The sequence below is a fragment of the Psychrobacter sp. GP33 genome (assembly GCF_014119005.1).
GTDB lineage: Bacteria > Pseudomonadota > Gammaproteobacteria > Pseudomonadales > Moraxellaceae > Psychrobacter.
On record NZ_JACGYX010000002.1, the window covers coordinates 249,552 to 274,244 of the forward strand.

The 24,693-nt window shown below is 42.4% G+C and carries 24 protein-coding genes; 15 read left to right on the forward strand and 9 right to left on the reverse strand.

The genetic code is table 11. The features are described from left to right. Nucleotides 1–251 precede the first annotated feature (251 nt). Nucleotides 252–1,364, forward strand: coding sequence for an FUSC family protein (locus H2245_RS03535; RefSeq protein ID WP_182405959.1), 1,113 nt, complete (start codon nt 252–254; stop codon nt 1,362–1,364). On the opposite strand, the gene aroE is transcribed toward H2245_RS03535, so the two are convergent. Continuing rightward, the gene (aroE, locus tag H2245_RS03540; RefSeq protein WP_259365065.1) at nt 1,361–2,236 is read right to left on the reverse strand and encodes a shikimate dehydrogenase; all 876 of its coding nucleotides are present in this window, start codon (nt 2,234–2,236) and stop codon (nt 1,361–1,363) included. The two genes, H2245_RS03535 and aroE, sit on opposite strands and share 4 nt — an antisense overlap. 435 nt (nt 2,237–2,671) lie before the next feature. Here aroE and H2245_RS03545 point away from each other — a divergent pair, with 435 nt between their 5' ends. Together H2245_RS03545 and H2245_RS03550 are read left to right on the forward strand one after the other, a co-directional pair. Continuing rightward, nucleotides 2,672–3,358 carry a hypothetical protein gene (locus H2245_RS03545; RefSeq protein ID WP_182405961.1) on the forward strand — a complete coding sequence of 229 codons (687 nt, stop codon included), beginning with the start codon at nt 2,672–2,674 and terminating at the stop codon, nt 3,356–3,358. 68 nt (nt 3,359–3,426) lie between these two features. Further along, the gene (locus H2245_RS03550) at nt 3,427–4,344 is read left to right on the forward strand and encodes an aminotransferase class IV (RefSeq protein WP_220464369.1); all 918 of its coding nucleotides are present in this window, start codon (nt 3,427–3,429) and stop codon (nt 4,342–4,344) included. A gap of 5 nt (nt 4,345–4,349) precedes the next feature. On the opposite strand, the gene H2245_RS03555 is transcribed toward H2245_RS03550, so the two are convergent. Continuing rightward, nucleotides 4,350–4,538, reverse strand: a complete 189-nt coding sequence (locus tag H2245_RS03555; protein ID WP_182405963.1) for a DpnD/PcfM family protein — start codon at nt 4,536–4,538, stop codon at nt 4,350–4,352. Between the two features lie 167 nt (nt 4,539–4,705). On the opposite strand from H2245_RS03555, the gene H2245_RS03560 reads away from it, so the two are divergent. Continuing rightward, nucleotides 4,706–5,284, forward strand: coding sequence for a hypothetical protein (locus H2245_RS03560; protein ID WP_182405965.1), 579 nt, complete (start codon nt 4,706–4,708; stop codon nt 5,282–5,284). 10 nt (nt 5,285–5,294) lie between these two features. Here H2245_RS03560 and H2245_RS03565 read toward each other — a convergent pair whose 3' ends face one another. After that, nucleotides 5,295–6,059: a DpnI domain-containing protein gene (locus H2245_RS03565; protein ID WP_182405967.1), complete on the reverse strand. Its 765-nt coding sequence runs from the start codon at nt 6,057–6,059 to the stop codon at nt 5,295–5,297. Nucleotides 6,060–6,154: 95 nt separating this feature from the next. On the opposite strand from H2245_RS03565, the gene mltG reads away from it, so the two are divergent. Further along, nucleotides 6,155–7,519, forward strand: a complete 1,365-nt coding sequence (gene mltG, locus H2245_RS03570) for an endolytic transglycosylase MltG (RefSeq protein WP_220464370.1) — start codon at nt 6,155–6,157, stop codon at nt 7,517–7,519. A 72-nt stretch (nt 7,520–7,591) separates the two neighbouring features. Beyond that, the gene (tmk, locus tag H2245_RS03575; protein WP_182405969.1) at nt 7,592–8,278 is read left to right on the forward strand and encodes a dTMP kinase; all 687 of its coding nucleotides are present in this window, start codon (nt 7,592–7,594) and stop codon (nt 8,276–8,278) included. A gap of 97 nt (nt 8,279–8,375) precedes the next feature. Here the strand turns inward: tmk and H2245_RS03580 are convergent, their stop codons facing one another. After that, complete coding sequence (locus tag H2245_RS03580) at nt 8,376–10,544, reverse strand: sodium:proton antiporter (RefSeq protein WP_182405971.1); 2,169 nt, start codon at nt 10,542–10,544, stop codon at nt 8,376–8,378. A gap of 410 nt (nt 10,545–10,954) precedes the next feature. On the opposite strand from H2245_RS03580, the gene H2245_RS03585 reads away from it, so the two are divergent. The 4 genes from H2245_RS03585 (at nt 10,955) to purC (ending at nt 15,008) form a co-directional block, all read left to right on the forward strand. Next, nucleotides 10,955–12,418: a Do family serine endopeptidase gene (locus tag H2245_RS03585; RefSeq protein ID WP_182405973.1), complete on the forward strand. Its 1,464-nt coding sequence runs from the start codon at nt 10,955–10,957 to the stop codon at nt 12,416–12,418. A 399-nt stretch (nt 12,419–12,817) separates the two neighbouring features. Next, a complete protein-coding gene (gene dapA, locus H2245_RS03590) occupies nt 12,818–13,723 on the forward strand; it encodes a 4-hydroxy-tetrahydrodipicolinate synthase (RefSeq protein WP_182405975.1) in 906 nt (301 codons plus the stop codon). A gap of 136 nt (nt 13,724–13,859) precedes the next feature. Continuing rightward, nucleotides 13,860–14,177: a hypothetical protein gene (locus H2245_RS03595; RefSeq protein ID WP_259365066.1), complete on the forward strand. Its 318-nt coding sequence runs from the start codon at nt 13,860–13,862 to the stop codon at nt 14,175–14,177. A gap of 117 nt (nt 14,178–14,294) precedes the next feature. Continuing rightward, a complete protein-coding gene (gene purC, locus H2245_RS03600) occupies nt 14,295–15,008 on the forward strand; it encodes a phosphoribosylaminoimidazolesuccinocarboxamide synthase (RefSeq protein ID WP_182405977.1) in 714 nt (237 codons plus the stop codon). A gap of 145 nt (nt 15,009–15,153) precedes the next feature. Here purC and H2245_RS03605 read toward each other — a convergent pair whose 3' ends face one another. Beyond that, nucleotides 15,154–15,636 (reverse strand): hypothetical protein, encoded by a 483-nt coding sequence (locus H2245_RS03605; RefSeq protein WP_182405978.1) that lies wholly within the window; start codon nt 15,634–15,636, stop codon nt 15,154–15,156. A gap of 345 nt (nt 15,637–15,981) precedes the next feature. Between H2245_RS03605 and H2245_RS03610 the strand changes: the two genes are divergently transcribed. After that, complete coding sequence (locus H2245_RS03610) at nt 15,982–16,629, forward strand: DNA-3-methyladenine glycosylase (protein WP_182405980.1); 648 nt, start codon at nt 15,982–15,984, stop codon at nt 16,627–16,629. A gap of 62 nt (nt 16,630–16,691) precedes the next feature. Beyond that, entirely contained in the window at nt 16,692–17,003 is a 312-nt protein-coding gene (gene cutA / locus H2245_RS03615) for a YqfO family protein (RefSeq protein ID WP_182405981.1), read from the forward strand. 59 nt (nt 17,004–17,062) lie between these two features. Here the strand turns inward: cutA and H2245_RS03620 are convergent, their stop codons facing one another. From H2245_RS03620 to H2245_RS03635, 4 genes are all read right to left on the reverse strand, one after another. After that, nucleotides 17,063–17,434, reverse strand: coding sequence for a hypothetical protein (locus H2245_RS03620; RefSeq protein WP_182405983.1), 372 nt, complete (start codon nt 17,432–17,434; stop codon nt 17,063–17,065). A 259-nt stretch (nt 17,435–17,693) separates the two neighbouring features. After that, the gene (locus tag H2245_RS03625) at nt 17,694–18,338 is read right to left on the reverse strand and encodes a hypothetical protein (protein WP_182405985.1); all 645 of its coding nucleotides are present in this window, start codon (nt 18,336–18,338) and stop codon (nt 17,694–17,696) included. Nucleotides 18,339–19,262: 924 nt separating this feature from the next. Continuing rightward, nucleotides 19,263–19,466 (reverse strand): CsbD family protein, encoded by a 204-nt coding sequence (locus H2245_RS03630; protein WP_182405987.1) that lies wholly within the window; start codon nt 19,464–19,466, stop codon nt 19,263–19,265. A 391-nt stretch (nt 19,467–19,857) separates the two neighbouring features. After that, a complete protein-coding gene (locus H2245_RS03635; protein WP_182405989.1) occupies nt 19,858–20,631 on the reverse strand; it encodes a folate-binding protein YgfZ in 774 nt (257 codons plus the stop codon). A gap of 313 nt (nt 20,632–20,944) precedes the next feature. Between H2245_RS03635 and H2245_RS03640 the strand changes: the two genes are divergently transcribed. The 3 genes from H2245_RS03640 (at nt 20,945) to ppx (ending at nt 24,454) form a co-directional block, all read left to right on the forward strand. Continuing rightward, a complete protein-coding gene (locus tag H2245_RS03640) occupies nt 20,945–21,298 on the forward strand; it encodes a zinc ribbon domain-containing protein YjdM (RefSeq protein ID WP_220464371.1) in 354 nt (117 codons plus the stop codon). Nucleotides 21,299–21,346: 48 nt separating this feature from the next. Further along, entirely contained in the window at nt 21,347–22,648 is a 1,302-nt protein-coding gene (gene hemL / locus H2245_RS03645; RefSeq protein ID WP_182405991.1) for a glutamate-1-semialdehyde 2,1-aminomutase, read from the forward strand. A 276-nt stretch (nt 22,649–22,924) separates the two neighbouring features. After that, the gene (gene ppx, locus H2245_RS03650) at nt 22,925–24,454 is read left to right on the forward strand and encodes an exopolyphosphatase (protein ID WP_182405993.1); all 1,530 of its coding nucleotides are present in this window, start codon (nt 22,925–22,927) and stop codon (nt 24,452–24,454) included. Nucleotides 24,455–24,693 lie beyond the last annotated feature (239 nt).

Consider the following 24,693-nt stretch of genomic DNA (forward strand, 5'->3'; position numbering starts at 1 on the left):
AACGGTCGTATTAAAAATGATATATTTCTCTGTAAACATAATAACGTTGTGATAATGCCTTTTATAATAGGTCTTAAGATTTGCTTACTCTGTATATGCCTTACAGAGTTCTTGTTAGTATAGATTTTCTAGTTATACAAAACTACTATAGTTAACTAATATTCATACCTTTTATAAATGTGTATTACTTTAAATTATAAATCAGTATTAGATAGACTAAAATCAAGTATCATCTATTAGGATTTTTGTACATGAGTACCTCGCAGACTTTGACCGCCCTTAAACGCCTAATTGATGGAGAGGTCACACATCTGCTCACGGTTAATAAAAGTCGTAGACCGTGGCATGTGCCCTTTATGGCGGCGATTGCCATCAGTGCACCGGTATTTGTGGGAGTCTACTTTGGAGATTTGCCGTCAGGTATAAAGGCATCATTGGGCGCGATGGTGATATTGAATTTACCATTAGTAGGCAAACTGCCGTATCGAATAGTGACCATGCTGGCATGGAGCTTTGCTATGTCGCTATGTTTTGCGCTTGGACTGATTGCTCAGCAAGTACCTATTTTAAGATTGCCTGTTTTTACCGTAGTATCCTTTGTTGTGGTGTTATTGGGGCGTTATTATCGGCAGCCGCCACCGTCAGGGTTGTTTATTATGATGGCGATGGCGATTGCGCTTTTTATTCCATTGCCCTTAGCACAAGTTTTGCCAGCAACAGGTATGGTACTGCTGGGCAGTAGCTTTGCGGTTATTATGGCGCTATTTTATTCGCTGTTTTTAGTTCTTACGCGCCCTGTATTGCCAGCGCCAAGCTATGCTTATGAGCCAGATACCATTAGCGAAAGTCTGATTGTGACGGCTTTTGTGAGCTTAACTTTGTTACTGGCCATGACTCTTGAGATGTCCAATCCTTATTGGGCAGCGGTGAGCTGTTTTATTATTATCCAAGGAATTCATCTGCGTACGATATGGATCAAGCAGTTGCACCGTTTGCTTGGAACGATGGTTGGTATTGGGCTGGCAAGTTGGATGCTATCGTGGGGATTGTCGGCGTGGGGCGTGGCAACGGCATTATTGGTTATGATTTTGAGTATTGAGTCGTTGATTGATCGCCATTATGGGCTTGCGGTGATATTTATCACACCATTGACGATATTTATTGCCGAATATGGCAGTGGTCTGCCGCTTGTGCCTGAGATGTATGCTGAGATTATTCAGGCGCGGCTGTTTGATACCGCGCTTGGTTGTCTGATGGGATTAAGTGGTGGGTTGGCAATGCATTCAACTGCCCTGAGAACACCACTGCGCCGATTTGAACATTGGTTACTCAACCAATTTGATGATAATAAAAACATGGGTTAGGTGGATTGGTTTTTCAGTATCGTCGTTGCCTGCGTGACATCAATGGTATGACCTGTCCAACGCTCAAAACTAAGTGCGGCTTGCCCAATCAGCATTCCATAACCGTCAGAGATTTGCGCGCCACGATCGGTAAAATGCTGTAAAAATGGCAACTCGCGCCCGTACATCATATCGTATGCCTGATTACAGCTTAAGTGGGCAGATAAAGGCAGCGTATCGCCACTCAGCCCGATAGAGGTGGCATTAATAATCACATCAAAATGTCCTGATAACTCTGTTGTCGTGCAGCTGGTTATTTTATGCGCATCAATACTTGGGCTTGCTACGCTTAGCTCCGCTACCAAGTCTGCGGCTTTACTCATGGTACGATTGGCAATGGTTAGTGTCTCAATACCGGCTTGAATCAAAGGCAGTATCGTCCCGCGCGCTGCACCACCTGCACCAATAAGCGCTACGCGTGCGCCTTGAAGCTGCCAGCCTAAGCTTTTGATATGATTGACCAAGCCTTGTCCATCGGTATTATCACCATACAGCGCCTCGTTGACCGCTGCGCCATTGTTCAGCATATCCTGATTTAATAACAACGTATTGACGGCACCGGCAATACGCGCATGTTCAGACACACCGCCCTGCGCCAAACACAGATCGTAAGCCAGCTGCTTAAAGGGCACGGTAACATTTGCACCCACACCGCCGCCTTGAAAAAATGCCTCAACCACCGCAGTAAAGCTTGCAGCATCATCGGGGCAATATTGACGCCCATAACGGATAGCACAGCCTGTTTGGTTAGCGAATACCTCATGAATCTCAGGGGATTTACTGTGGGCAATCGGATTGCCAATAACGATAAAGTGCTGCATAGCTTGGGTCATAGTTGTTTCGCTCATCATGCGTGATTTACTCATTGTAAATGAATGATAGCACTATAAAAATACTGACGGTGCTGCTTGCTGAATATTGATAATGGAGTAAGTGTTTTTTAATAAAAAATCACTAGCAAAATCTTTATAGCTTCCCTAAACAGTATATCAAATAAGCGCTGAACAAGGTTCTTAACAAATTTGTATCGCCTGCGATTGTTACGCGTAACGTAAAGGCTAGTCAATGGCTGAGCAGTTGGGTACACTATAAAATATCTTGATTTAACCATTGCCAGTGCTAATTATCAATTAATAAAACCAAGTATTAAAATTGAGCAATAAAGCTGTGCAATCCCTAAAAACCCTTTTATACCTATCCTTATTGGCAGCGATATACGTTTGCTAATATTATTTAGGGATTCCTATAATACTGTGAGTAAATGATCCATGCGGAATAACATCCTACAGAATGTTGTGATCGGTATCACCATGATAGCGGGCGTATCCTTAAGCGCGTGTGATAGCGCAAATCAGTCCGTCGGCGATGTGGCAGCAGACAGTACCGAGCAAAGTACTGAAAAAGAGCCATTGGCCTCTCGCTCTGCTGCTGATGCTGATTTAGATGGGGCTACAGTTGGACAAGGTACACCAGTCAATTATGACTTATCGACATGGAGCAAAGACAGTGTTGAGACGCTGACTATTCAAGATTTTGATAAGATAAAAGCTACTTTTGGTAAGGTTATGAGTACAGATGAGAATAGTCTAGACTATGCCAGTAATCCTGCAACTAAATACCGTTTCATGGATACCGATGCGCCTTACTTAGACCTTATCGACTCTACCAAATATCTGGAAGTAGGCTGGTATTTCGCCAATCCAACTGACACTGAAAAAGAAAAAGAGCTGAGCCGTGCTCACGCCAAAAAAGCATATAAATTGGCACGGCAACTGATGGGTGACGATGGCGGTAAAGTACTTGCAGACATGTTGAACGGTCAAATTATCAAAAACAAAACGATTGGTGGTCAAAAAATAGAACTGGCAAAATGCGAGTTTTATAGCTGTATGCTCGTGCTCAATAAGTCAGAGGCGGAAGCTGCAGTCGTCGAGCCAGACGCAAAAAGTAAATAAATGTCACAATTCGTAGATGATCACTCCTCAGTCATAAGCTATTCAAAATAATTGGTAACCGCTAATTAATGATAAATAATTCTGACGGCTGGATATGCTTGCAATCCCGAGAGTCGCAATGTGCAAATAATGTCAGTCTTGATAATCGTGGGCTGGCATATGGCGATGGGTTTTTTACTACGATGGGCGTGATAGATGGCGTAATATTATGGCAAGATTATCATCGTCAGCGTATCGATTCTCATGCAATAGCCTTACAGTTTAACCTTGATAGCCATGCTTTATTATTAAAATTGCAAACCCATGCTCAAACGTTGGAGCAAGGTATGCTAAAACTTATTATCACTCGGGCTGCGCAAGCGATACGCGGCTATGGATTTTTACCCTGTGTATCTGGTAGTGCCTGCGAGATATGGCTAAAAATAACTGCAATGACTATCACCACACCCGAACATTGGCAGCTGCCCGATGGTCTAATAGTGCCCTTGCAGCCTGCCATATCTGCGGTGTGTCTAACTGCACAACTTGCTTGCCTACCTGCACCACTTGCTGGACTAAAAAGCTTAAACCGTTTAGACAATGTGCTGGCAAGTGGCGAGCTACAGGGTATTAATCAGACAGCACCGAATCTTGATAAAAAATTTGGTGAAGGCTTGGTGTGTGATATGACTGGGCGCTGGATTGAGGGCACGATGAGCAATGTGTTTTATCGTCTCAATTCTCAAAAACAAACTTCCGATACAGCAGAACAATCCGACACTACCCAATGGTTTACGCCGCCGCTTGACTGTTCCGGTGTTCATGGCGTGATGCGCGCGGTTATCTTAGATGGATTTGCAACGTCTGCGACACCGATTATGGAACGACCGCTGATGGATGAGGATTTGCCTTATTTATCACAACTATTTTTTTGTAATGCACTGCGCGGTGTGATGCCAGTGAGTTCGCTAAGATTGCTGACGGGTGAAATAATCAATTTTGCATAAGCATTTTATTCAACAACTTCAAATTCCGTACTCTGATAATCTTCTGAACCTAAAACAACTTCTTTATTTTGATAAAGTGCTTGAACATTTAATAGGGCGCTTTGCTCGTCGTTAGCATTAACCTTAATCACTCTGCTTAAAGTTTCCGTTATTTCTATATAAAAAATACTTTTTACGGTTACTGCTTTATTCATGTCTATGCGCTCGCAAACTTTAATACTATTTATTGGCAATATTATCTCACCTTATTATTGGGGCGACTCAAAAGAAGTGATCGTCTTTTGTTACGCAGGCTTGTGTCAGCAGGAAAATCGATCAATGATTATTTTATAAAGGAGAACGTTTTAAAGGAGAGATATCGATGCGCTCAATTTATCGCTTGAGTTATAAAGAAGAACGACTGCCACTTCCCATTCGTCGATTATTAATTTTCAATGAAATTTGCCATAAGGCGAAACATAAACCTAATAAAGTTGTTCATTTATTACCGCATACCAAACAGGCATTTGGGGTCATGTATTTGCAAGACTACAAAAAATATATCGCCTACGGTGGTATGTTTGAATATGCGCATTTACGGCGTGATGTGGTCAAGCAAGGCGTGCATCGTTTACCGCATTATGAATATATAATGTGCGCCATTACTATAAAACGGCAAGCTTTCACCAAACCTGTGCGCACACCCGTTGAGCTGCTCTGGTACTGGCAAGATTATGTCAAGAATAGACGCTATACCTATTTAGATATTGATGAACAGCCCTTTTTTCCTGTCAATGACGAGTTGGAAATAGAGTATCCGCCTCATCGTTATCATGAACGTTTGGTCGCTTGCGAATATCTACCGCTTTGGGATGAGCAAAAAACGCTAACGACACCGGCTTATAAGGATAAAAAAGGAAAGTTGCGCCCTAAAGGCTATCCTGAAAAACGCTTAATATAAGCCGTAGTATTTATTTTATTTTTCGATAATGTCCACGCGCTAAAAACTCAATAATGCCTTTATCGCGTAGCACTTGTAATTGCTGACGGATTTTATCTTGAATGTGATGATTATCAGGATATTTGCCTTTTAGCTCGTCAACAAAATGATAGACTTGTTGTAAAGTAAACTGCTCATCAAGTCTATCAATGCACTGCCAAACATCTAATGTCCAACCACGCGCTCGCTGCGTTTGTGCGCGTAGAAATATCGTTTGCTGGAATTGTTGGCTGACAATATTTTTTGCGATAATTTCCTGATTTTTAACCAAAAACACCTTGCCCGATTCAGGTACTTTGCGCAAATCAATATTGCAGCCAACCCAGCCAGCGCGCTTTGCCGTGATTGATAATGGCTTACGTTTAACAATCATATCTTGCTTAAAAAAATGTTTGGGAATGATTAAAAAGTTATTGACGCTCAGCTCTTTTGAATACGTTAAAAAGAAAAAGCTAGGGTTATCGTCACTATTGAGACGCTGCATCATGGTGTCATACGTGCCATCATTAATAATATGGCTCAGTGTGCCTTTTTTACTTTTAAGCTCATATTGCTCAGCACAACTGGGGCAATAAAAATCAGCGACAGGTTGATTGTTGGCAAATTCGGATAATGACGGTGTATTGCAATTGGGACAATAGCCATTATTTTTGACCCAATCTTCACTCAGCACGCGAATGATTTGTGACGGTGAGCGATAGTTCTCTGCCAGTTTTTTATTAAAATGTAGATTCATAAATTAATGCCATTTTATTAACGTCTTATCAAATAATATTGAAAAGCACACGGTTCAGTGCTAAATTCTAGCAAACTTCTGCCCTATGAGTCGCCATGAGCACCCCAAACCCTGAAAAACCTTCTCATCATACTGATTCATCAGACAATCATGATAGCAGTCCAAGTGACCATTCAGCCGTACCGCCAGCCTCAGAGCCGATACAGACTGATGGTGCTGAGCCTCTATCAAGCGATTCTGTAAACAGTAAGCCTGTACCGAGTGAGCCGGTGTCAAGCGAGACTGTACATAGTGCACATAAGGTAGAAGCAGATAAAGCACCGGCAACGGACATCTCACTTATCAATGAATCCAGCAGTACTCACCGCTACAAAGCGGATAACTCGTCTTTTTTTATGCAGCGTAGCTATCAGATATTGCTAGTGCTGGGGTTGATTGCCGCTTTTGTTTTGGTAATGATTTATCAAACCTTGTTCGGACGTATTAACCAACCACAACAGATGATAACGGTAGAGCATGGCGATACCTATTATGGCTTGCTGCCACAGTGGCAAAATGTGCCGTTATTCTCTACCAGTCTGGCAAAGATATATATTAAGTCGCAAGTTGATGCGCCATTGCATGCCGGTGTCTATCAATTACCGGAAAACCCATCGCTTGCCAGCGTGCTAAAAGTGCTCGAGCAAGGCGCAAAAGTGGCAATGATTAAGGTTCAAGTCATAGAAGGCAAAACCTCAAAGGACTTGTACCAAACCCTACGCGACGCTGAAGGTATCAAAAAAGAAGTACTTACTAAGGACGCTGACAATGCCAGTATTGCCCAAACGCTAGAGCTAAATGGTATCCTGCCGAGCGCAGTGACCAACAGCCGCGATTATATCGTCAATCATAATCTTGAAGGCTGGTTCGCACCCGATACTTATTATTATGGTGAAGGGGCAACGGACAAGCAGATATTGACCGACTTATATAAGCTTCAACAAAAAGCATTGACCAAAGCATGGGAGAATCGCGCGCCCAATCTGCCGTATAAAACTCCTTATGAGGCGCTGATTATGGCGTCTATTATTGAAAAAGAAACCAGCGTGCCAGAAGAGCGTCCTTTGGTCTCAGCAGTGTTTAATAATCGCTTGAAGAAAGGTATGCGCATGCAGACTGACCCGACCATCATCTATGGTATGGGCAGTGGCTATGAAGGTAATATCCGCCGCAAAGACATCGACGAAAAAACATCATATAACACCTATCAAATCGACGGTTTACCGCCGACACCTATCGCTCTACCATCAGCATCATCGATTGAAGCAACGCTGCATCCTGCCGACAGCGATGTGTTGTATTTTGTAGCAACGGGTAATGGTGGTCATAAATTTACCAATAGCTTGGCAGGACACAATCAAGCGGTCAAAGACTATCTGAGCGTCATGCGTGAGAAAAAAGCTCAAGCACTCGCGCAATAAGTCGTTTTGAACGTAAGCCGTTTTAGCTGTCAGTAATGATAGTTGCGCATATAATTTATATAAGGCAATCTCATGTCACTATCTTTAAATGCTAAAGCCGACACAAACGCCATAGCAAACGCGCTGCCATTAGGGCGCTTTATCAGCTTTGAGGGCACAGAGGGCGTTGGTAAAACCACTGCCATTGATACGTTGTGCGCGCGTCTGCAAGCAAACGGTATTGACTATGTACGTACCCGCGAGCCGGGCGGCAGTCCCTTTGCTGAGCGTCTACGCACGATATTGCTAGACCCAGCGACTGATATTAATGACGATACTGAGCTGTTATTAATGTTTGCCGCGCGTTGCGACCATGTGCAACAGCTGATTATGCCCGCCTTGCAGAGTGGAACGTGGGTGATATGTGATCGTTTTATCGATTCAACTGTGGCATATCAAGGCTTTGGACGGGCGCATGGTGATACGGTAATGTTGGCAAAGATAGATTCTTTAATTGAGCAATTTATCCCGCAGTTACCGGATTTGACTTTGTGGCTTGATTTGCCTGTAGATGAGGGCATGGCGCGTGCAGGTAAGCGCAGTGCTGCCGACCGTTTTGAGCAGCAAGCCAGCGCCTTTTTTACTCGCGTCCATGAAGGCTTTGCGCTACTTGCTACCAATCATTCGGAGCGCATTTGCCGTATTGAGGCGACAGGTAGCACCGATGAAGTGAGCGCGCGTATTTGGCAAGTGATACAGGAAAAGTTTGAGCTAAACTAATATTACGTTTTAAGAGTTATCAAGGCTCAATAAAAACCCCCAACGATAACGCTGGGGGTTTTTATTCTTTAACGTTTAATTCACTACAACTTGATGCTTAAGGAGTGGGTTGGTCATCGTTATCTATATTGCTATCCGTCACACTATCTGCGCTGTTATCCGTTCCATTATTTGAGTCTGGTAAACGATTACGGTCTAACCCGCCTTTTTTGGTTTTTGTTGCGTTGCCACTGCTCTTGGTCTTGCCATTATTATTAGCATTGCCGTTAGCATTATTTTTTATTGGAGTGGCTGAGCTTTCCTTAATTAAAAGAGTGCTCTCTTCTATAACTTCTTCGGTTACAGGTTCGCCAGTTAGTTCGTTAGCACGTTCTTCTGCTAGCTCAATCTCTTTACGTTTTTCTGGTGCTTTAGCATGGACATTAAAATGAGCATCAGCCACCGCGCGCGCTTGTTCTTGCTTGGCGGTCACATCAACAGGTTTTGGCTGCACCTCATCATCAACGACCAAAGCCACAAGTTTGCGGTCACGCGGCACTGTACCATCGAATTTATCCGTAATGACGTGCAATTTACCTTCTTTATCAATGGTGTACAGTGGTACAAATTGCTTATTGTCCGCCTTATACTGCTCAAAGCTATAAGAGTCTGTGATATTGGTAATTTTAATACGTGCTTTTTTGGATAGCATGCTGGCAAGCTTGGTATAAGTGACGTCTTTGCCAAACAGCCATTTGGAATGAAAATTCGCTTGTTTATCATTGCGCTCACTTTTGACTTTTTCATCACTAAATTTTAAGCGGTAGAGATTTTGTTCGCCAAACTCATGCCGATAATGAATCTCGGACAAGGTATTTAATTCCTTATCCATACTCAAAGCAAATAAATGCCCGATACCAATCAAATCAAGATGATGGTCGGCATGGTCAGAAACCGGATTACCGAAATAAGTGCGCAAACCGCTCATGCGCGCGCTGGCAATATTGGTATAGTTGCTGTGCGCGACAATCACATCAAAGCCTTGCTCTTTTAATGAGGTCGCAATCAAAAGCGCCACAGGATTTGAGCCGACAATTAAAATACCATTGGTCTCAGGTTCACGTACGCCAAGCCAATTGCCGACCATTTTTGCGCCCAAACCTTGAATCATTACCGTACCAATAATGACCATAAACACTAAAGGTACGAGTAGCTCAACGCCTTGCAAGTCGTAATCTTGCAAGCGAATAGCGAATAATGAGGAGATGGCAGCGGCAACAATACCACGCGGACCAATCCAGCTTATCATTAGTTTTTCATTGGTTTTTAGGTTTGAGCCAATCGAAGCAATCCAAACCACCAGCGGACGTGCCACAAACATTACGATGGCAAGTAGCACCAGCCCGGCAACACCGACATTGATGAGGCTGGTCAGCTCAACGCGCGCGGCAAGAATAATAAACAGCACCGATACCAATAAAATGGTTAACGATTCATTAAATTCTAAAATGGTTTCGCGTGGGAACTTTGGCCAGTTAGCAAGCGCCACCCCAAGTACGGTCACGGTTAATAGACCGGATTCATGCTCTAAATGGTTAGATATCGAAAACAACAGCAGCACAAAGGCTAAGGTAAAAACATTGCGCAAAAATTCAGGAATCATATGTCGACGCATCAAAAACGCCAATAGCCACGCGCCCGCCAAACCTAATGCTGTTGCCAATAGCACGATTTTAGCAAATAGCAACAGACTGCTTGCTTCGCCACCTGAGATGATATATTCATAAACCAATACCACGGCAATCGCACCAATGGGGTCAATGATAATACCTTCCCATTTTAAAATATTGGAGATGGTTTTATTTGGGCGCACACTACGCAATAATGGCGTAATCACTGTTGGACCTGTTACACAAACCAGCGCCCCGAATAGCAAAGCAATAATTGGATCAACATCGAATAATAAATAGGTAGATAGCGCGACAATAGCAATGGTAATCAGCACCCCTACCGACACTAAAAGCTGGACGACCTTACCGTGCTGTTTAATTTCATCAAACTCTAAAGTCAGTGACCCTTCAAATAAAATAATCGCCACGCCCAACGATATAAAGGGAAACAACAGCTCGCCCAATACCAAGTCGGGATCAAAATAACCCAAAACAGGGCCAACAATAATACCAATCAATAATAAAAACAAAATGGACGGTTGCTTCAAGTACCAAGCCAACCATTGGGCAGCAATGCCAATCCCAACCACGCCAGATAACAATAGGGCGGTATCCATAAATTAATCCTTTTTTTGAATGTGACACACTGCACCTATCTATCGCAGCACAACGCTAATCTATTCATGACCACAATTTAGCTGATAAGTCACCATTGACTCTCTACCCTGATACTAAGAAACAGACGGACAATCAATCTGTATTTTCCACTCTTTCTCAGTATACTGGAGCTGCTTATCGTCATCATATCATGTTTTATTTTCCCGATTACACTGGCGGCCCGTGCAGACTTGCCTAGCTTTGTGTGTAGCTTTCTACATAGTTCTGTGCATCATCTTGCGTTGACCATAGCAATAGGCGCCATTATCTTGCATAATAAATCGCATTATAAATCCTATAACAATGAGTAAGGCAGTCAGGATATACTGACCTTAATCTCCCGCTATTCATACCAAAGAAGGGTGAAAATATGCACAGCAACTTTTTGACGACTCCACCACAATTTCAATTAAAACGTTGGTTAAAACGTAGCGCCTTAGCCGTCATGATAGGAACGGCAATGAGTGCACCGCTTACTATGGCAATGATGCCAAGCGCTCATGCGGCAGTGACGACCGCTGACTTTTCAGAGTTGGTTCAGCAGGTGACCCCTGGCGTTGCGCGAGTAAACGTGACCAAAACCATTAGTGAATCGGAGCTTGCTAAGGCACAAACGGCTGAGCTGTTACGACAGTTCTTTGGCGATCGATTGCGTATTCCTGAACAAGCTGCGACCCCAGCAATTGAGCACGCTTATGGCACCGCATTTTTTGTTACCGCTGATGGGTATATGCTGACCAATCATCATGTCGTTGAAGGCGCAGATAAAATCACTGTGACGTTAAATGACCGCACCGAACTGGATGTGACCTTAGTAGGCAGCGATGAACGTTCAGATGTGGCGGTGTTAAAAGTGAAGGGCAATAATTTCCCTGCTTTACCAATTGGCAACTCTAATCTCTTAAAAGTAGGGGAGCCCGTATTGGCAATTGGCTCGCCATTTGGCTTTGATTATTCAGCATCTGCTGGTATCGTCAGTGCCAAATCACGTAGTTTTTCTCGTGAGACCAGCGTACCCTTTATTCAAACTGATGTGGCGCTAAACCCGGGTAACTCAGGCGGTCCCTTATTTAATCAGCGTGGAGAAGTAATAGGCATTAACTCGCGTATCTTTAGTGGCACGGGCGGCTATATGGGCTTATCGTTCTCCATTCCAATTGATGCGGCAATGGATATCTATCAGCAGCTTAAAACTAGCGGCTCCGTTGCTCGCGCTTATATGGGTATTTATCCGCAAGATATCGATCGCAATTTAGCTGAAGTTTATAAGTTATCGCGTCCGCAAGGCGCACTATTAACGCGTGTTGCGCCCAACTCTCCAGCACAAAAAGCAGGCCTAAAGTCCGGTGATATTATTTTGCAATATAATGATGTTAAGATTATCGAAGCATCAGATTTGCTCAATTTAATCAATCGTGCCCGTCCTAATGACGCGTTTCGCGTGCAGCTCCAGCGTGATGGCAAACCATTATTGCTCAGCGGTACGTTGAGCACTGCGCCAAGTGATGTCCCTGCTGATAGCGCCAATCAGATGGCTAATGAGGTACGCTTAGGGCTGCGCTTGCGCAATTTGACCCCTGAGGAAAAAGCTGAGATGTCGAGCAACGGTAAAACTGGGGCTGTAGGGGTGTTAATCACTGCCGTTGATCCCACCGGATTAGCAGCGCGCTCAGGTCTGATGACAGGTGATATCATCACTAACTTGCACCAAAAGAAAATTACGAAAGTCACTGATTTTTCTAGCGCTATAGCATCCTTACCCAAAAAAGGCGTGGTTACCATTGAAGTTATGCGCCAAGGTATTCCTGCCATCATTGGCTTACGTATTGAATAAATGTGTTTGATGAAAAAAATCAAACTCTTCAAAACACGTAAAAAATATTTTTTACTCATAACTAGCAATTACGCTACACTAACTTTTAACTTGGTTAGCTAATATAAATTTAGTAACACAAAGATATGCCACAACCAGCGTAGTTCAAAATGCCCGTTTTACTGCCTTATATCAGCAAAACGGGCAGTAAGAAGCGCATAATTGATAGCTGGTTGGCAAATCAAAATATGCTACACTATTGAACGGTTTTAACGTGATATTTAAACGTCACATACGTGTTAACTATCATTTGCAAAGCTGCAAATACCCCCTATTGAGCAAGGCTTCTTTATATCCTTGCCCACGACCTATCATGTAATAGCTTTTATAAAAGCTAGGATACGACAGTAAGGCACAGTTATGAGCACAGCGTACGACGATATCAAAACCCGACTTCAAGGCTCGATGGTAGCCTTGGTAACGCCCATGCATCCCGACGGCACAGTCGATTATGAACGTCTTGCAGACCTCATAGATTGGCAAATTGAACAAGGCACTCATTGCCTTGTCGCTGTCGGTACCACAGGCGAGTCTGCCACTTTATCTATGCAAGAGCACAGCGATGTGATTCGCTTTTTTGTGCAGCATGTCAATGGTCGCGTTCCTGTCATTGCAGGGACTGGCGCTAACAATACTGTGGAAGCCATTAAGCTGACCCAAGAAGCTGCTGATGCTGGTGCGGATTGCGCGTTATTGGTTGCTCCTTATTATAACAAGCCGCCGCAAGAAGGCTTATATCAGCATTACAAAGCCATTGCCGAAGCAGTCGATATTCCGCAAATGCTTTATAATGTACCCGGTCGTACCGTGGTCGATATCTCACAAGAGACGGTTGAGCGTTTGGCAGATATTGACAATATCGTTGCGATTAAAGATGCGACTGGCTCATTAGAGCGCGGTGAGCAACTGATTAAAGCCGTTGGTGATAGAATGGTAGTATTATCCGGTGATGATGCCACTGCATTAGAGCTGATGAAAGTTGGCGCTAAAGGTAATATTTCGGTGACTGCCAATGTCGCGCCAAAAGCGATGAGCGAAACTTTTGCTGCTGCTCTGCGCGGTGATTACGATGCCGCTCATGCTGCGCACGATGTGATTAAACATCTGCATCATGACTTATTTATTGACTCAAGCCCAATGCCAACCAAATATGCCTTATATAAAATGGGCATGATAGACACTGGTATACGGTTGCCCCTGGTTTGGCTCGCAGAAGAGCATTATGCGACGATTGATAACGCATTAACTCAAGCAAAAATTATCTAATCGTTTTTTGAAAGAATGTCTTTTAAAGACATTCTTTTAATGACCGGTATTTAATGAATGCCGTTTAATAAGCACTATTTTTAAAAGGTTAGTTTAGATCGTTTTTAGATTAGACAGCCTATAACGTAGAGATATTATGATGAATACCGCATTGACCACCACAAAAATACTCCCTGCCATGCTGACCATAATTTTGGGTAGCACCTTGGTTTTGAGTGGCTGCCAGACGGCAAAAGGCGTTATTGGCAAACGTGATAACGGCAGTCTTGACTATCAAGACAGCAAAAAGATGGCCCCACTACAGTTGCCAGCCAATCAAAACACGGCAGCTTTTGTACCATTATACCCAACGCCTTCGGTGGGCGAAAATACTCTGACATTACAAAATGACGCAGGCAAGCAGTACCAATTGCCAAAGCCTGAGCGTGCTGTAACTGCTGCCACCTCTGAATAAGCACTAATCTTCACCTATATCGCTAAGGTTTTTATCGTACTTAGAAATTACGTTATTTAAATTTTGGCGATAGCTGCGCGTTTTCACTATATCCGCTTGAACGAACAGGAACCTAAGATGCAAAGACAACAACTGCTATATAAAGGCAAAGCAAAATCTGTCTATGAAACTGAAGACCATGATTTTTTAATTCTCCATTTCCGTGATGATACCTCTGCGCTTGATGGCAAACGCATCGAACAGTTGGCGCGTAAAGGCGTGGTTAATAATCGCTTTAATGCGTTTATCATGCAAAAGCTGAGCGAAGCGGGCGTTGAGACGCATTTTGAAAAGCAGCTGTCAGCCGATGAAGTACTGGTTAAGCGCCTTGATATGATTCCTGTTGAATGTGTGGTGCGTAACTTTGCTGCAGGTAGCATTGTGCGCCGCCTTGGTTTAGAAGAAGGCACGGCATTAACGCCACCAACCTTTGAATTATTTTATAAAGACGATGCACTTGGTGATCCGATGGTCAATGAGTCTATCTCTGTGGCGCTAGACTGGGCAACGGATGCGCAGCTGGAAGAAATGAAAGTATTAAGCCATAAGGTTAATGAGATATTGACTGCGCTCTTTGATGCTGGTGATTTAATGCTCGTAGATTTCAAGCTAGAATTTGGCGTATTTCATGACCGTATCGTGCTAGGCGACGAGTTCTCGCCGGATGGTTGTCGTATTTGGGACAAAACCACAAAAAAGAAACTGGACAAAGACCGTTTCCGTCAGTCATTAGGTGACGTTATTGAAGGCTATGAAGAAGTAGCAAAACGTATTGGCGTACCTTTAGATTAGACTTTGCTAAAGCTGAAACGCAGTAAAGAATAAAAAAAAACTGAGCCATGTGCTCAGTTTTTTGTTTTAAATGGTCATATAAAAAAGCCCTAATTATGATAGGGCTTTTTGTAATTAATGGTTGGTAAGTTACTACTTTCTCAAATCAGTCTTCTTTACGCACTTCTTTAATTTTCTTAGCCGCGAACTCCATCGCATCTGCTGCTTTATCAGCAAGCGTACCAACCATTTCTTTTGCTTTAGTAGTCGCCGTTTCTGCTAAGGTTTCATCGCTAGAGTCATCACCTTTGCTATCTTTATCAGCGCTGTCTTTGTCAGAAGCGTTCTTATCTGAGCTGTCTTTATCCGAACTATCTTTATCGGAATCTGATTTATCGTTGGAGCTATTTTTATTAGCGCCATTATTATCATCTTTTTCTTTATTTTCTGTTTTTGACGATTTGTTGTCTTTTTCTTTATTATCTTCAGATTTGGATTGGTTGGTATTCTTATCATCCTTATTATTAGAATTTTCAGTAGCGTTTTGATCTTTAGAATCAGAGTTTTGATCCTTTACATCTGTTTTTTTATTGTCTGCTTGTTTATTGTCATTATGCTTATTTTTTTCTGTTGATTTATCGTTGCTCATAGTTTTATCCCTTTAGTGTCGTTATTTTTAGTGTTGTATAACTACAATCAAGAGTACTATTTTACTGCGTTAACTGTCTGTATATCATAGGTTGCGATAGGTAATGAGGCTGCCTTAACTTCACCTGAAGTATACATATGAGCTTTATTGTTTGTTCTTATGTGATTACTTACGCGCTTTGTGTAATGAACTATTTTTTTCTAAATGATAGCTCATTAAATAATACTTATCCCTAAAGTGTTTAAAACAGTCTTTATTCACATCATCAACACGATCACTTGTTTATTTATGCTAATTTTATATTGTTATCCATAAAGTAGTTATAAATAAAAAAGGTCATAGAATATGCTAACGCCAAAACAGTCATTAACGCTGCCCGTTATTTTGAAGCCGAGCTGGTTTACCCGTCCAACTTGTGTTGTTGCAGCGGATTTGATTGGGAAAGTCTTGTGCCGTCAGCTGACAGATAGTGACGGTAAGGTAAAAGTCTTGCGAATGCGTATTTCTGAAACCGAAGCTTATATTGGTGAGGGTGATGCCGCTTGTCATGCCCATGCCGGTACGCGTACGGCACGGACAGAGGTGATGTATCAGCAGGGTGGCATATTCTATGTCTATCTGACTTATGGTATCCATCATATGCTTAATCTGGTGACTGGCATGGCGGAATCGCCTGAAGCCGTGCTGATACGAGCAGGGTTTCTAACTGAAAATAGCGACCGCTTGATTGAAGAGCAACAGCTCAGTTTAGACAAACAATTTATGCATCCAAAACAGTTTGCTGGACCAGGGAAACTGACGCTACGTTTAGAGATTGATCGTAGTTTATATGGCAAATCCATTGAGCCAGAATCAGATGTATGGATTGAAGATGATGGTTGCCAGCCACCAGTATCGCTCCGACCCCGTATCGGTATCGATTACGCAGGCGATGCAAAGGACTGGCTACTGCGTTATATATGGACGAATCACCCTTCATTATCTAAGAAATAAACGCCGTTTTATCTTATAAATGGCTATTTCTTATCAATACGTATTTTTATTAAGGCTATCTTATGTATAAACTCACCGTTTTTATTCCAGAAGCAGCTTTAGAAGTTGTTAAATCGGCTTTATTTGCCGCTGGTGCTGGCAGTATTGGCAATTATGAGCAGTGCTGTTGGCAGGTAAAGGGAGCGGGGCAGTTTATGCCGCTAGACGGTAGCAATCCTCATATAGGCTCGCAAGATAATTTAGAGACTGTTGAGGAATGGCGGGTTGAAATGGTGGTGGATGAAGAGAGAATCGCTGAGGTTATTGCTGCACTGAAGCAGGCGCATCCTTATGAGACGCCTGCTTATGATGTGGTTGAAGTGCTTGATTTGTAGCGCACTGGCTTTATAAAATACTAAGTTTATAGAGCACTGATTTCGTAGCCAGTAACTTGCTAGTCTCTTTTCACATTAAGCACATTATAGTTAGGATAACCCAGCTCGATCTTATAATCCTCACGACCGCGCTCAGCTTTTACTTTAATGATGCGATCGCCTCTCTTATACTTAACGTCTTTGACCCGATAGCCCATACTATTGACTTTATTGGCGGCAGTTTGCTCAACTGCTGGCTGGTACAAATCTTTATCAATCGACTTGATGGTTTTTTTATGTTTTTTATACAGGTTGCTGTCTTTGTAGACATCTTCATAAATGTCGCCATACGCATTATAGCCGGGCGTCGTGGCGCAGCCTGTGGTGACTGTTAGTAGAGCGGCGACAATGCCAGTGGCAGCAGCCGTTTTTAATAATAATTTGGTTCTCATAATGCAATCTCATTATCGGGGTTGTTATTTTTAGAAAGAACTATCAAGGACAGGTTAAAATCTTATAAAAAAAAGCCAAATAAACCAAGGACTGATTTATTTGACCAAAGGCGTCAAATCAAAACCGACGCCGAAACTTATCTTAATACTGCTTTTAATACCGCAATCCTATAGTTCTGTAATTAAGGGTTCTGTAATTAAGGGTTCTGTAAGTCATAGTTTTCTTTCGATTACTCTTTTATTAGGCAGTATTTTACTCTCAATCTTTTTCAAGTTTAATCACATTCAAGTTAGGATAACCTAGGACTATGTCATAGTCCTGATTGCCACGTTTTGCCTCTATTTCAAATATGCCACGATTGTTTTTTTCTTTTAGCTCAATATCTTTAATGGTATAGCCCATCTCTCTGACTTTATTAATCGCGCGCTGTTTGACCGCAGAATAGCGTGCTTCTTTTTTAATGTTATCTTCAACATCATTGTTGTTGTGCTTATTATTATGATAATTATTGCCATGTTGACGGTCTTTATCTTTCCATACGTTCGACCAGTCTTTTTGGCTTGAGCTGATAAGCTTTAGTCCAGGGTAAGTATATTTAATCTCATACGGCTGGTTGTTCTTTTTAGCATAGACGACAAGCGATTGGTTGCCACGATAGGTATCGGCTTGAACATCCATCACTTGATAGCCACTACGGCTCAAATCTCTACGCAGCTTTTGTGCGATAGTACCAAAGTTTCCATCTCGATAAACAGATGACTGATTATTATGATTTTGGTTGTTATAGTTCTGATTGCCATAATCCGATGCCATTGCAGTAGAGCCAATAGTCGTAGTCAGCAAGGCAGCAGTTAGTGTCGACGATAAGATAGTTTTCATATTAAAACGTGGTACAACTTTCATAAAAAAATATCCTAATAATTTATTTTTCAGCAGTTAGTTATTTTAATAAACGCCATTTTAGTTAAAAATATTTAGCATTATTTTTAATTAGTAATTTCAAAATCCTAATTAAAACCCGCTATTAATAGTTTCTTGAAATAATTGCTTACATACCTATCTTACGGCTAAAAACTTGGTGGGAGATGTCTTGGGCGTTATTAAGTTGTAAATAAAGCACGCGCTTACGTAAGAATACCAAGCTTTTGGTGAGGAAGGGGTTGCACAAACGTCCATTTATCGCTAATGCTCAAGCTGGTTTTTCTTACGATAGTCATACACCATAAGACCTCAGTGTATTTATTAAGCATGCCATAGATAATTTATGAAATATCTAGTAATAATAATTTAAGTTTTTGTCATACTGATGTGTGCTTAAAAATAAGCTTGAAAAAGACAATCTATGTATTCCATGTAAGCATATGCTTACGCGTAATGTCGTTAACGCGACTTAACAAGGGTGCAATATTTTGACATTATAGCTGCACGGCATTAGGGAATGTGACTCAAGGATTGAGTATACCGTGTTAAGGATAACAATTTAATAACTGGCATCAGGATGATAAAAGTTATTGAAGTAAGGACACATAACCTATGCTGACGGCAGTTACTGCCAGCAGTAGTTGTAAAAATGAGCAGGATGCTCAACTGTCATACTATACTGAATGACCTGCAAGGATGCAGGGTATTGCAGTCATGATAGGTAACAAGGATCGTTAACCATAACACCGCATAACAATTTATTGCTATGCGGTGTTATCGTATTTGTCGTTTGATAAAATCATTAATTATCAGCCATATATTAACAGCAATAAAAAAAACCGCATGATAAATCAATGCGGTTTTTTTTATTCATACTAATAAACTACGTCAGTTTATAGTCTTCTATTAATATTTGTTATCAGTACGCCATGCATCAACTTCACGCTCTGCATCATCTTTGCTGTGACCATAACGCTCTTGCACTTTACCAACCAATTTGTCACGGCTACCTTCTACGTGTAATAAATCATCGTCAGTCAGGTCTGCCCACTTCTGTTTTACTGAACCTTTGATTTGGTTCCATTCACCTTTTAGCGTATGTTCGTTCATTTTATTATTCCTTATTCTAGTTATCGCGCATTTTATTTAGTGAGCTGTAAAAACTGCTCTGACCAAATAGGTAACGCCTTTTATTAAAGATGATCATAAATTGTTGTACATGTCTGTTTTGCTCATATTGTGCTTCGCAGTATCAACACAGCATAAATAACATCTTACTTACTGCTGATGTCTAATATAAGCAGTTCGCGGAACGCTGTCTGTATGAGCAATGTTTATAGTGTTGCTTAATGATGGTAAATGCCTGTGCTATGTTATTAGTCCAGTAGTTGTGTGAGCGTAGGTGATACTTTATTTATAATAAGTAACAATAATGGTAAGTGTTAACCTATTTATGTGACACGCACTGCTGTTTTATAGATGCAGTTTTACATATACAACGCTATTTTGGGCGAGCAACGTCGGCTTGTAATGCAGTTGGCAAATCTAGTATAACTAGCTTACTGTCAATTAGGTGTTCTGGGCGCGCAACAATCAGCGCTTTAAAGTCAGATTCGTTATCTGCTCCAGTAGCTATGGCATTTACTACTTGGATTTTACCTAAGTGCTCGCCTGCGACTGGTGTGTTGCCTGTACCGCTGACGTAATGTAAAAAGGCTTTGGGTGCTGATTTAAAATAAATACGGGCGATGACTTCTTGCCCAAGGTAGCAGCCTTTATCGTAGTCCATACCGCCGCGTTGATGCAGACGTAGCTCTTGCGGCTGAAACTCACCTTGGGTAGCAGCGACTATCCAGTAGTTACCCTGTGCAAGGCTGGCTTGCATCCATGCTTGGATATTCTCAACCGTATCATGCGCTTCGTTATGGCTAAAGGTCGGTAGCTCGTCCAATACACACGGATAAATCGCTATTGGTGTACTGGTCTCAAACTTGGAAAACGCACCGAACTTCTTTAGATGCGCTTGTAAAGCGTCGGCACAATCGGCACTGATGACGATATCAAAGTGCTGTTCGGCTTGTTTTTTTATCCAAATACCAAATTCAATACGACCTTTTAAGTTGCCAATGGCAGCAGCTTGATAGCTAAGCCCAAGTTTGGTTACATCGCAGGTCAGTTGACCTTGTAAGAACTTTTCGGCATCCATACCTTCAAGAGTCAGTTGCACGAATTGGGGAAGTGACGCTTGCCCCGCTTGGTTTGATAAATCAGTCATTGTTATTATCCTTGTAATGAAAAAGTATTTATAAAGTCAGACCGTTATAAGTTAGGAGTATAGGCTGATTAAATGAGGCTAATATAAATATCATGACTATAACGAGTGTGAAGTTGATGATAATGGGAAAGGTGGCAAGAAGAGTAGCATAAAAAACAGTCGTACAAAAATCACCTCGTTGTTCACTATGGTTTAGATTCTAAATGGTATACGACGCTTTGACGATAGCTGAGTGAATTGGTGAAAGCTTTGGACTTCAGGTACAATATTGCTAGTAGAATAACTCTAATTAATGATGGTTGACGAGGATATTATGAGCTTACCCAATTGCCCAAAATGCGCTGCTGAATATACTTATGAAGATGGTGCGCTACTGGTGTGCCCGATGTGCGCTCATGAGTGGTCAGCAGCTGGAGACGATGCAGCACAAGCAGATGAGCAGGACGCCGTGATTCGTGATGCTGTTGGTAACGAGCTGCAAGATGGCGATGCGGTGACGGTTATTAAAGACTTAAAGGTGAAAGGGTCGTCTACTGTCATTAAGGTAGGCACCAAGGCAAAAAGTATTCGCCTACTACCGGATGCGACCGATGGTCACGATATTGACTGTAGACTCGATGGCTATGGTCCGATGAAATTAAAATCATCTGTGGTTAAAAAAGCGTAAGCTGCTGTATGGTTAATAAAATAGATAATTATTAAATAGAGAACCGTTATGAGCACTAAAAACGAACAGCTTTTTGCCCAAGCGCGCAAGCATATCCCGGGTGGCGTAAACTCTCCAGTACGTGCCTTTGCTGGGGTTGGCGGAACACCTGTGTTTATGCACCGCGCCAATGGTAGTAAGATGTATGATACTGAAGATAATGCATATATCGATTATGTGGGCTCATGGGGTCCAATGATTTTGGGTCATGCGCATCCGAAAGTAATTGATGCCGTTAAAAAAGCCGCCGATGATGGATTAAGTTTTGGTACGCCAACGCCGTTTGAAACTACGGTTGCCGATAAGATTTGCGAGCTTGTGCCAAGCGTTGAGATGATTCGTATGACCAGCTCTGGTACGGAAGCCACGATGAGTGCCATTCGTTTGGCGCGCGGCTTTACAGGACGCGACAAAATCGTGAAGTTTGAAGGCTGTTATCATGGACATTCGGACAGCTTATTGGTAAAAGCTGGTTCAGGGATGCTTGATATCGGTGAGCCAACCTCAAAAGGCGTACCGGCTGACTTTGCCAAGCATACGCTGACCTTGCCTTATAATGACCCGCAAGCGATTATTGATTGCTTTGATAAATGGGGCGCTGAGATTGCTTGCGTCATCGTTGAGCCTATTGCGGGCAACATGAATATGATTATTCCTGAGCAAGCGTTTCATGATACGTTGCGCGCTCAATGTACCGAGCATGGTGCAGTATTGGTATTTGATGAAGTGATGACCGGCTTTCGCGTCGGACTTGGCGGTGCCCAAGCGCATTTTGGTATCGACCCTGATTTAACCTGTTTTGGTAAAATTATCGGTGCAGGCTTGCCAGTTGGGGCGTTTGGTGGCAAAACAGAAATTATGTCATGCATTGCGCCGCTTGGTGGCGTTTATCAAGCAGGCACATTATCTGGTAATCCACTAGCTATGCGCGCAGGCATTGCCATGTTTGAAGATTTGACCGTTGCTGGTTTTTATGACGAGTTGGCAGATAAGGTAGATTACTTTATCGATGGCGTACAAGCTGCTGCAGATAAATATGCGATTCCACTACGCACCAATAAGCTTGGCGGTATGTTTGGCATGTTCTTTGTTAAAGAGAATGCGACGGCAACGCCAAAGAATTTTGATGATGTGACCGAGTGCGATATTGCCGCCTTTAATACCTTTTTTCATGGCATGTTAGATCGCGGCATTTATCTTGCGCCTTCTGCTTATGAAGCAGGTTTTATGTCAATCAAGCACAGTCAGGAAGATTTGGATGTGTCTATTCAAGCTGCTGATGAGGTATTGGCGGCAATGGCACAAGCATAATAAGTTAGGGCATACGGTTTATATAGCCATTGTTAATTTGCCTTGAGTGTTTTGTGCTTAGTATCATTTCGTGCTTAGTATCATTTTGAACTTAATATAGTTTTGTCATTGGCAACAATAAAAAGCCAGCATCAGCGACGGTGCTGGCTTTTTTATGTGGCTTGCCAGGGTTTGACAGACATGTTTTAATGACGAAATTCTTGGCTCGTGTATTCTCACTAACCTACCTTACTATCTCAATTATTTTACTCCTTCCATACGGTAACCATTTAACTTATGCTTAATAACACTTTTGCAACTACGCCGCTCGCTGAAGATGAATTAATGGCTGCCATTGATATTGGCTCGAACAGTTTTCATTTGGCTATTGCTCGGCTTGATCATGGCGAGGTGCGCAAGGTGGTTTCCTTATCTGAAAAAGTGCAGTTAGCTGCAGGTTTGGATGAAAATAATATATTAGGGGCAGCAGCTGAGCGACGCGGGCTTGATTGTCTGAGCCGTTTTGTGGCGCGTCTTGATTCAGTATCACATGATCGTATTCGGATTGTCGCGACCAATGCGTTACGTCAAGCCAAAAATGCTGATGACTTTATCAGCCGGGCTAATAAAATATTGCCCAAGCCCATTGAGGTGATTGCTGGACGTGAAGAAGCACGTTTGATTTATTTAGGCGTATCGCACACTAATGCCAGTAGTGATAAGCGTCTGGTGATTGATATTGGTGGTGGCTCGACTGAATTTATCATTGGTCAGGGCTTTGATCCGTTATTGACTGAAAGTTTACAGATGGGTTGTGTGGCATTCACCCAGCTGTTTTTTGCGGACGGTCAAATTACTGAAAAAGCCTTTCATAATGCCACAACCGCTGCCCGTAAAAAAATACTTGCCATTAATGGTCAATACCAAAAAATGGGCTGGAGCAGTGTTATCGGCTCAAGTGGCACGATTAAGGCGGTGCGTAATGCGCTGGTAGCAGAAGGCTGGGCAGACGAGCAAGAGCGCATCACTTATGATGGCGTTAAGAAATTAGAGAAATTACTCATACAAATCGGTAATGTTGATGATATCGAACTAGAAGGGGTCAAAGAGCACCGTAAAGCTGTTTTCCCGGCAGGGGTTGCGGTATTACGGGCAGCTATGAAGGCGCTTGGTATTGAGACCATCGCTTACTCGGATGGGGCGCTGCGCGAGGGCGTAATGTATGACATGCTGGGGCGTTTTGCCAGTGAAGACGTGCGCGACCGAAGCGTGCTGGCGATGATTAAGCGCTATTCGGTAGATAAAAAACAAGCCCGCCAAGTGGTCAGAACCAGTCGTCATTTATTCAAACAAGTTCAAGACGACTTGCAGCTGAGTAATGATGATGGCGACTTGCTACGACGCGCGGCATTTTTGCATGAAATTGGCTTGGCGATCAGTCATACCAACTACCATCGGCACAGCGCATATCTGCTTGAGAACTCAGACATTCCGGGATTCTCACAAGTGGATCAAAAACGCATGGCGCAATTGATGCTGAGTCATAGACGCAAGTTAAAAAGTGATATGATTGAGCAAACCATTACGATTGGTGGTGAGCAACTGGTCTATTTATGTTTGCTGCTCAGGCTTTCGGTTTTAGCGCATCATAGCCGTAGTGAATATGACTTGCCTCAAATGCAGCTGGTCGTGACCGACACCAATTGCTGGCAGATTACAGTGAGCACGGATAAAGAGCATTACGCATTTTTATATTCCGATCTTTACGCGGATATAGACCAGTTTGCTAAATGGGGTATCAAGCTTAATGTTGTTGAAGCAGAATAGCTTGGAATTATAATTTAGTATCGCAGTGCTAATATTGTGAATAACACTGATTTATCATCTCATGCAGGCGTGACAATTTATTCTTATTATCCTATTACAAAAGCAGTGTGCTCAGTAATGTCATGGCATATTAACTGTGCTACTATAGCTTTTGTTGAGTATACAAGTGTACTGCTCACCCATATAACAGGTCTACCCTCTATCATCACCCTTATAAAACGATAAAAAAGGATACGTCT

Coding starts and splice junctions, on each gene's coding strand:
- H2245_RS03535 (WP_182405959.1), top strand. CDS start 252: ATGAGTACCTCGCAGACTTTGACCGCCCTTAAACGCCTAATTGATGGA.
- aroE (WP_259365065.1), bottom strand. CDS start 2,236: ATGACCCAAGCTATGCAGCACTTTATCGTTATTGGCAATCCGATTGCC.
- H2245_RS03545 (WP_182405961.1), top strand. CDS start 2,672: ATGCGGAATAACATCCTACAGAATGTTGTGATCGGTATCACCATGATA.
- H2245_RS03550 (WP_220464369.1), top strand. CDS start 3,427: ATGATAAATAATTCTGACGGCTGGATATGCTTGCAATCCCGAGAGTCG.
- H2245_RS03555 (WP_182405963.1), bottom strand. CDS start 4,538: ATGAATAAAGCAGTAACCGTAAAAAGTATTTTTTATATAGAAATAACG.
- H2245_RS03560 (WP_182405965.1), top strand. CDS start 4,706: ATGCGCTCAATTTATCGCTTGAGTTATAAAGAAGAACGACTGCCACTT.
- H2245_RS03565 (WP_182405967.1), bottom strand. CDS start 6,059: ATGAATCTACATTTTAATAAAAAACTGGCAGAGAACTATCGCTCACCG.
- mltG (WP_220464370.1), top strand. CDS start 6,155: ATGAGCACCCCAAACCCTGAAAAACCTTCTCATCATACTGATTCATCA.
- tmk (WP_182405969.1), top strand. CDS start 7,592: ATGTCACTATCTTTAAATGCTAAAGCCGACACAAACGCCATAGCAAAC.
- H2245_RS03580 (WP_182405971.1), bottom strand. CDS start 10,544: ATGGATACCGCCCTATTGTTATCTGGCGTGGTTGGGATTGGCATTGCT.
- H2245_RS03585 (WP_182405973.1), top strand. CDS start 10,955: ATGCACAGCAACTTTTTGACGACTCCACCACAATTTCAATTAAAACGT.
- dapA (WP_182405975.1), top strand. CDS start 12,818: ATGAGCACAGCGTACGACGATATCAAAACCCGACTTCAAGGCTCGATG.
- H2245_RS03595 (WP_259365066.1), top strand. CDS start 13,860: ATGATGAATACCGCATTGACCACCACAAAAATACTCCCTGCCATGCTG.
- purC (WP_182405977.1), top strand. CDS start 14,295: ATGCAAAGACAACAACTGCTATATAAAGGCAAAGCAAAATCTGTCTAT.
- H2245_RS03605 (WP_182405978.1), bottom strand. CDS start 15,636: ATGAGCAACGATAAATCAACAGAAAAAAATAAGCATAATGACAATAAA.
- H2245_RS03610 (WP_182405980.1), top strand. CDS start 15,982: ATGCTAACGCCAAAACAGTCATTAACGCTGCCCGTTATTTTGAAGCCG.
- cutA (WP_182405981.1), top strand. CDS start 16,692: ATGTATAAACTCACCGTTTTTATTCCAGAAGCAGCTTTAGAAGTTGTT.
- H2245_RS03620 (WP_182405983.1), bottom strand. CDS start 17,434: ATGAGAACCAAATTATTATTAAAAACGGCTGCTGCCACTGGCATTGTC.
- H2245_RS03625 (WP_182405985.1), bottom strand. CDS start 18,338: ATGAAAGTTGTACCACGTTTTAATATGAAAACTATCTTATCGTCGACA.
- H2245_RS03630 (WP_182405987.1), bottom strand. CDS start 19,466: ATGAACGAACATACGCTAAAAGGTGAATGGAACCAAATCAAAGGTTCA.
- H2245_RS03635 (WP_182405989.1), bottom strand. CDS start 20,631: ATGACTGATTTATCAAACCAAGCGGGGCAAGCGTCACTTCCCCAATTC.
- H2245_RS03640 (WP_220464371.1), top strand. CDS start 20,945: ATGAGCTTACCCAATTGCCCAAAATGCGCTGCTGAATATACTTATGAA.
- hemL (WP_182405991.1), top strand. CDS start 21,347: ATGAGCACTAAAAACGAACAGCTTTTTGCCCAAGCGCGCAAGCATATC.
- ppx (WP_182405993.1), top strand. CDS start 22,925: ATGCTTAATAACACTTTTGCAACTACGCCGCTCGCTGAAGATGAATTA.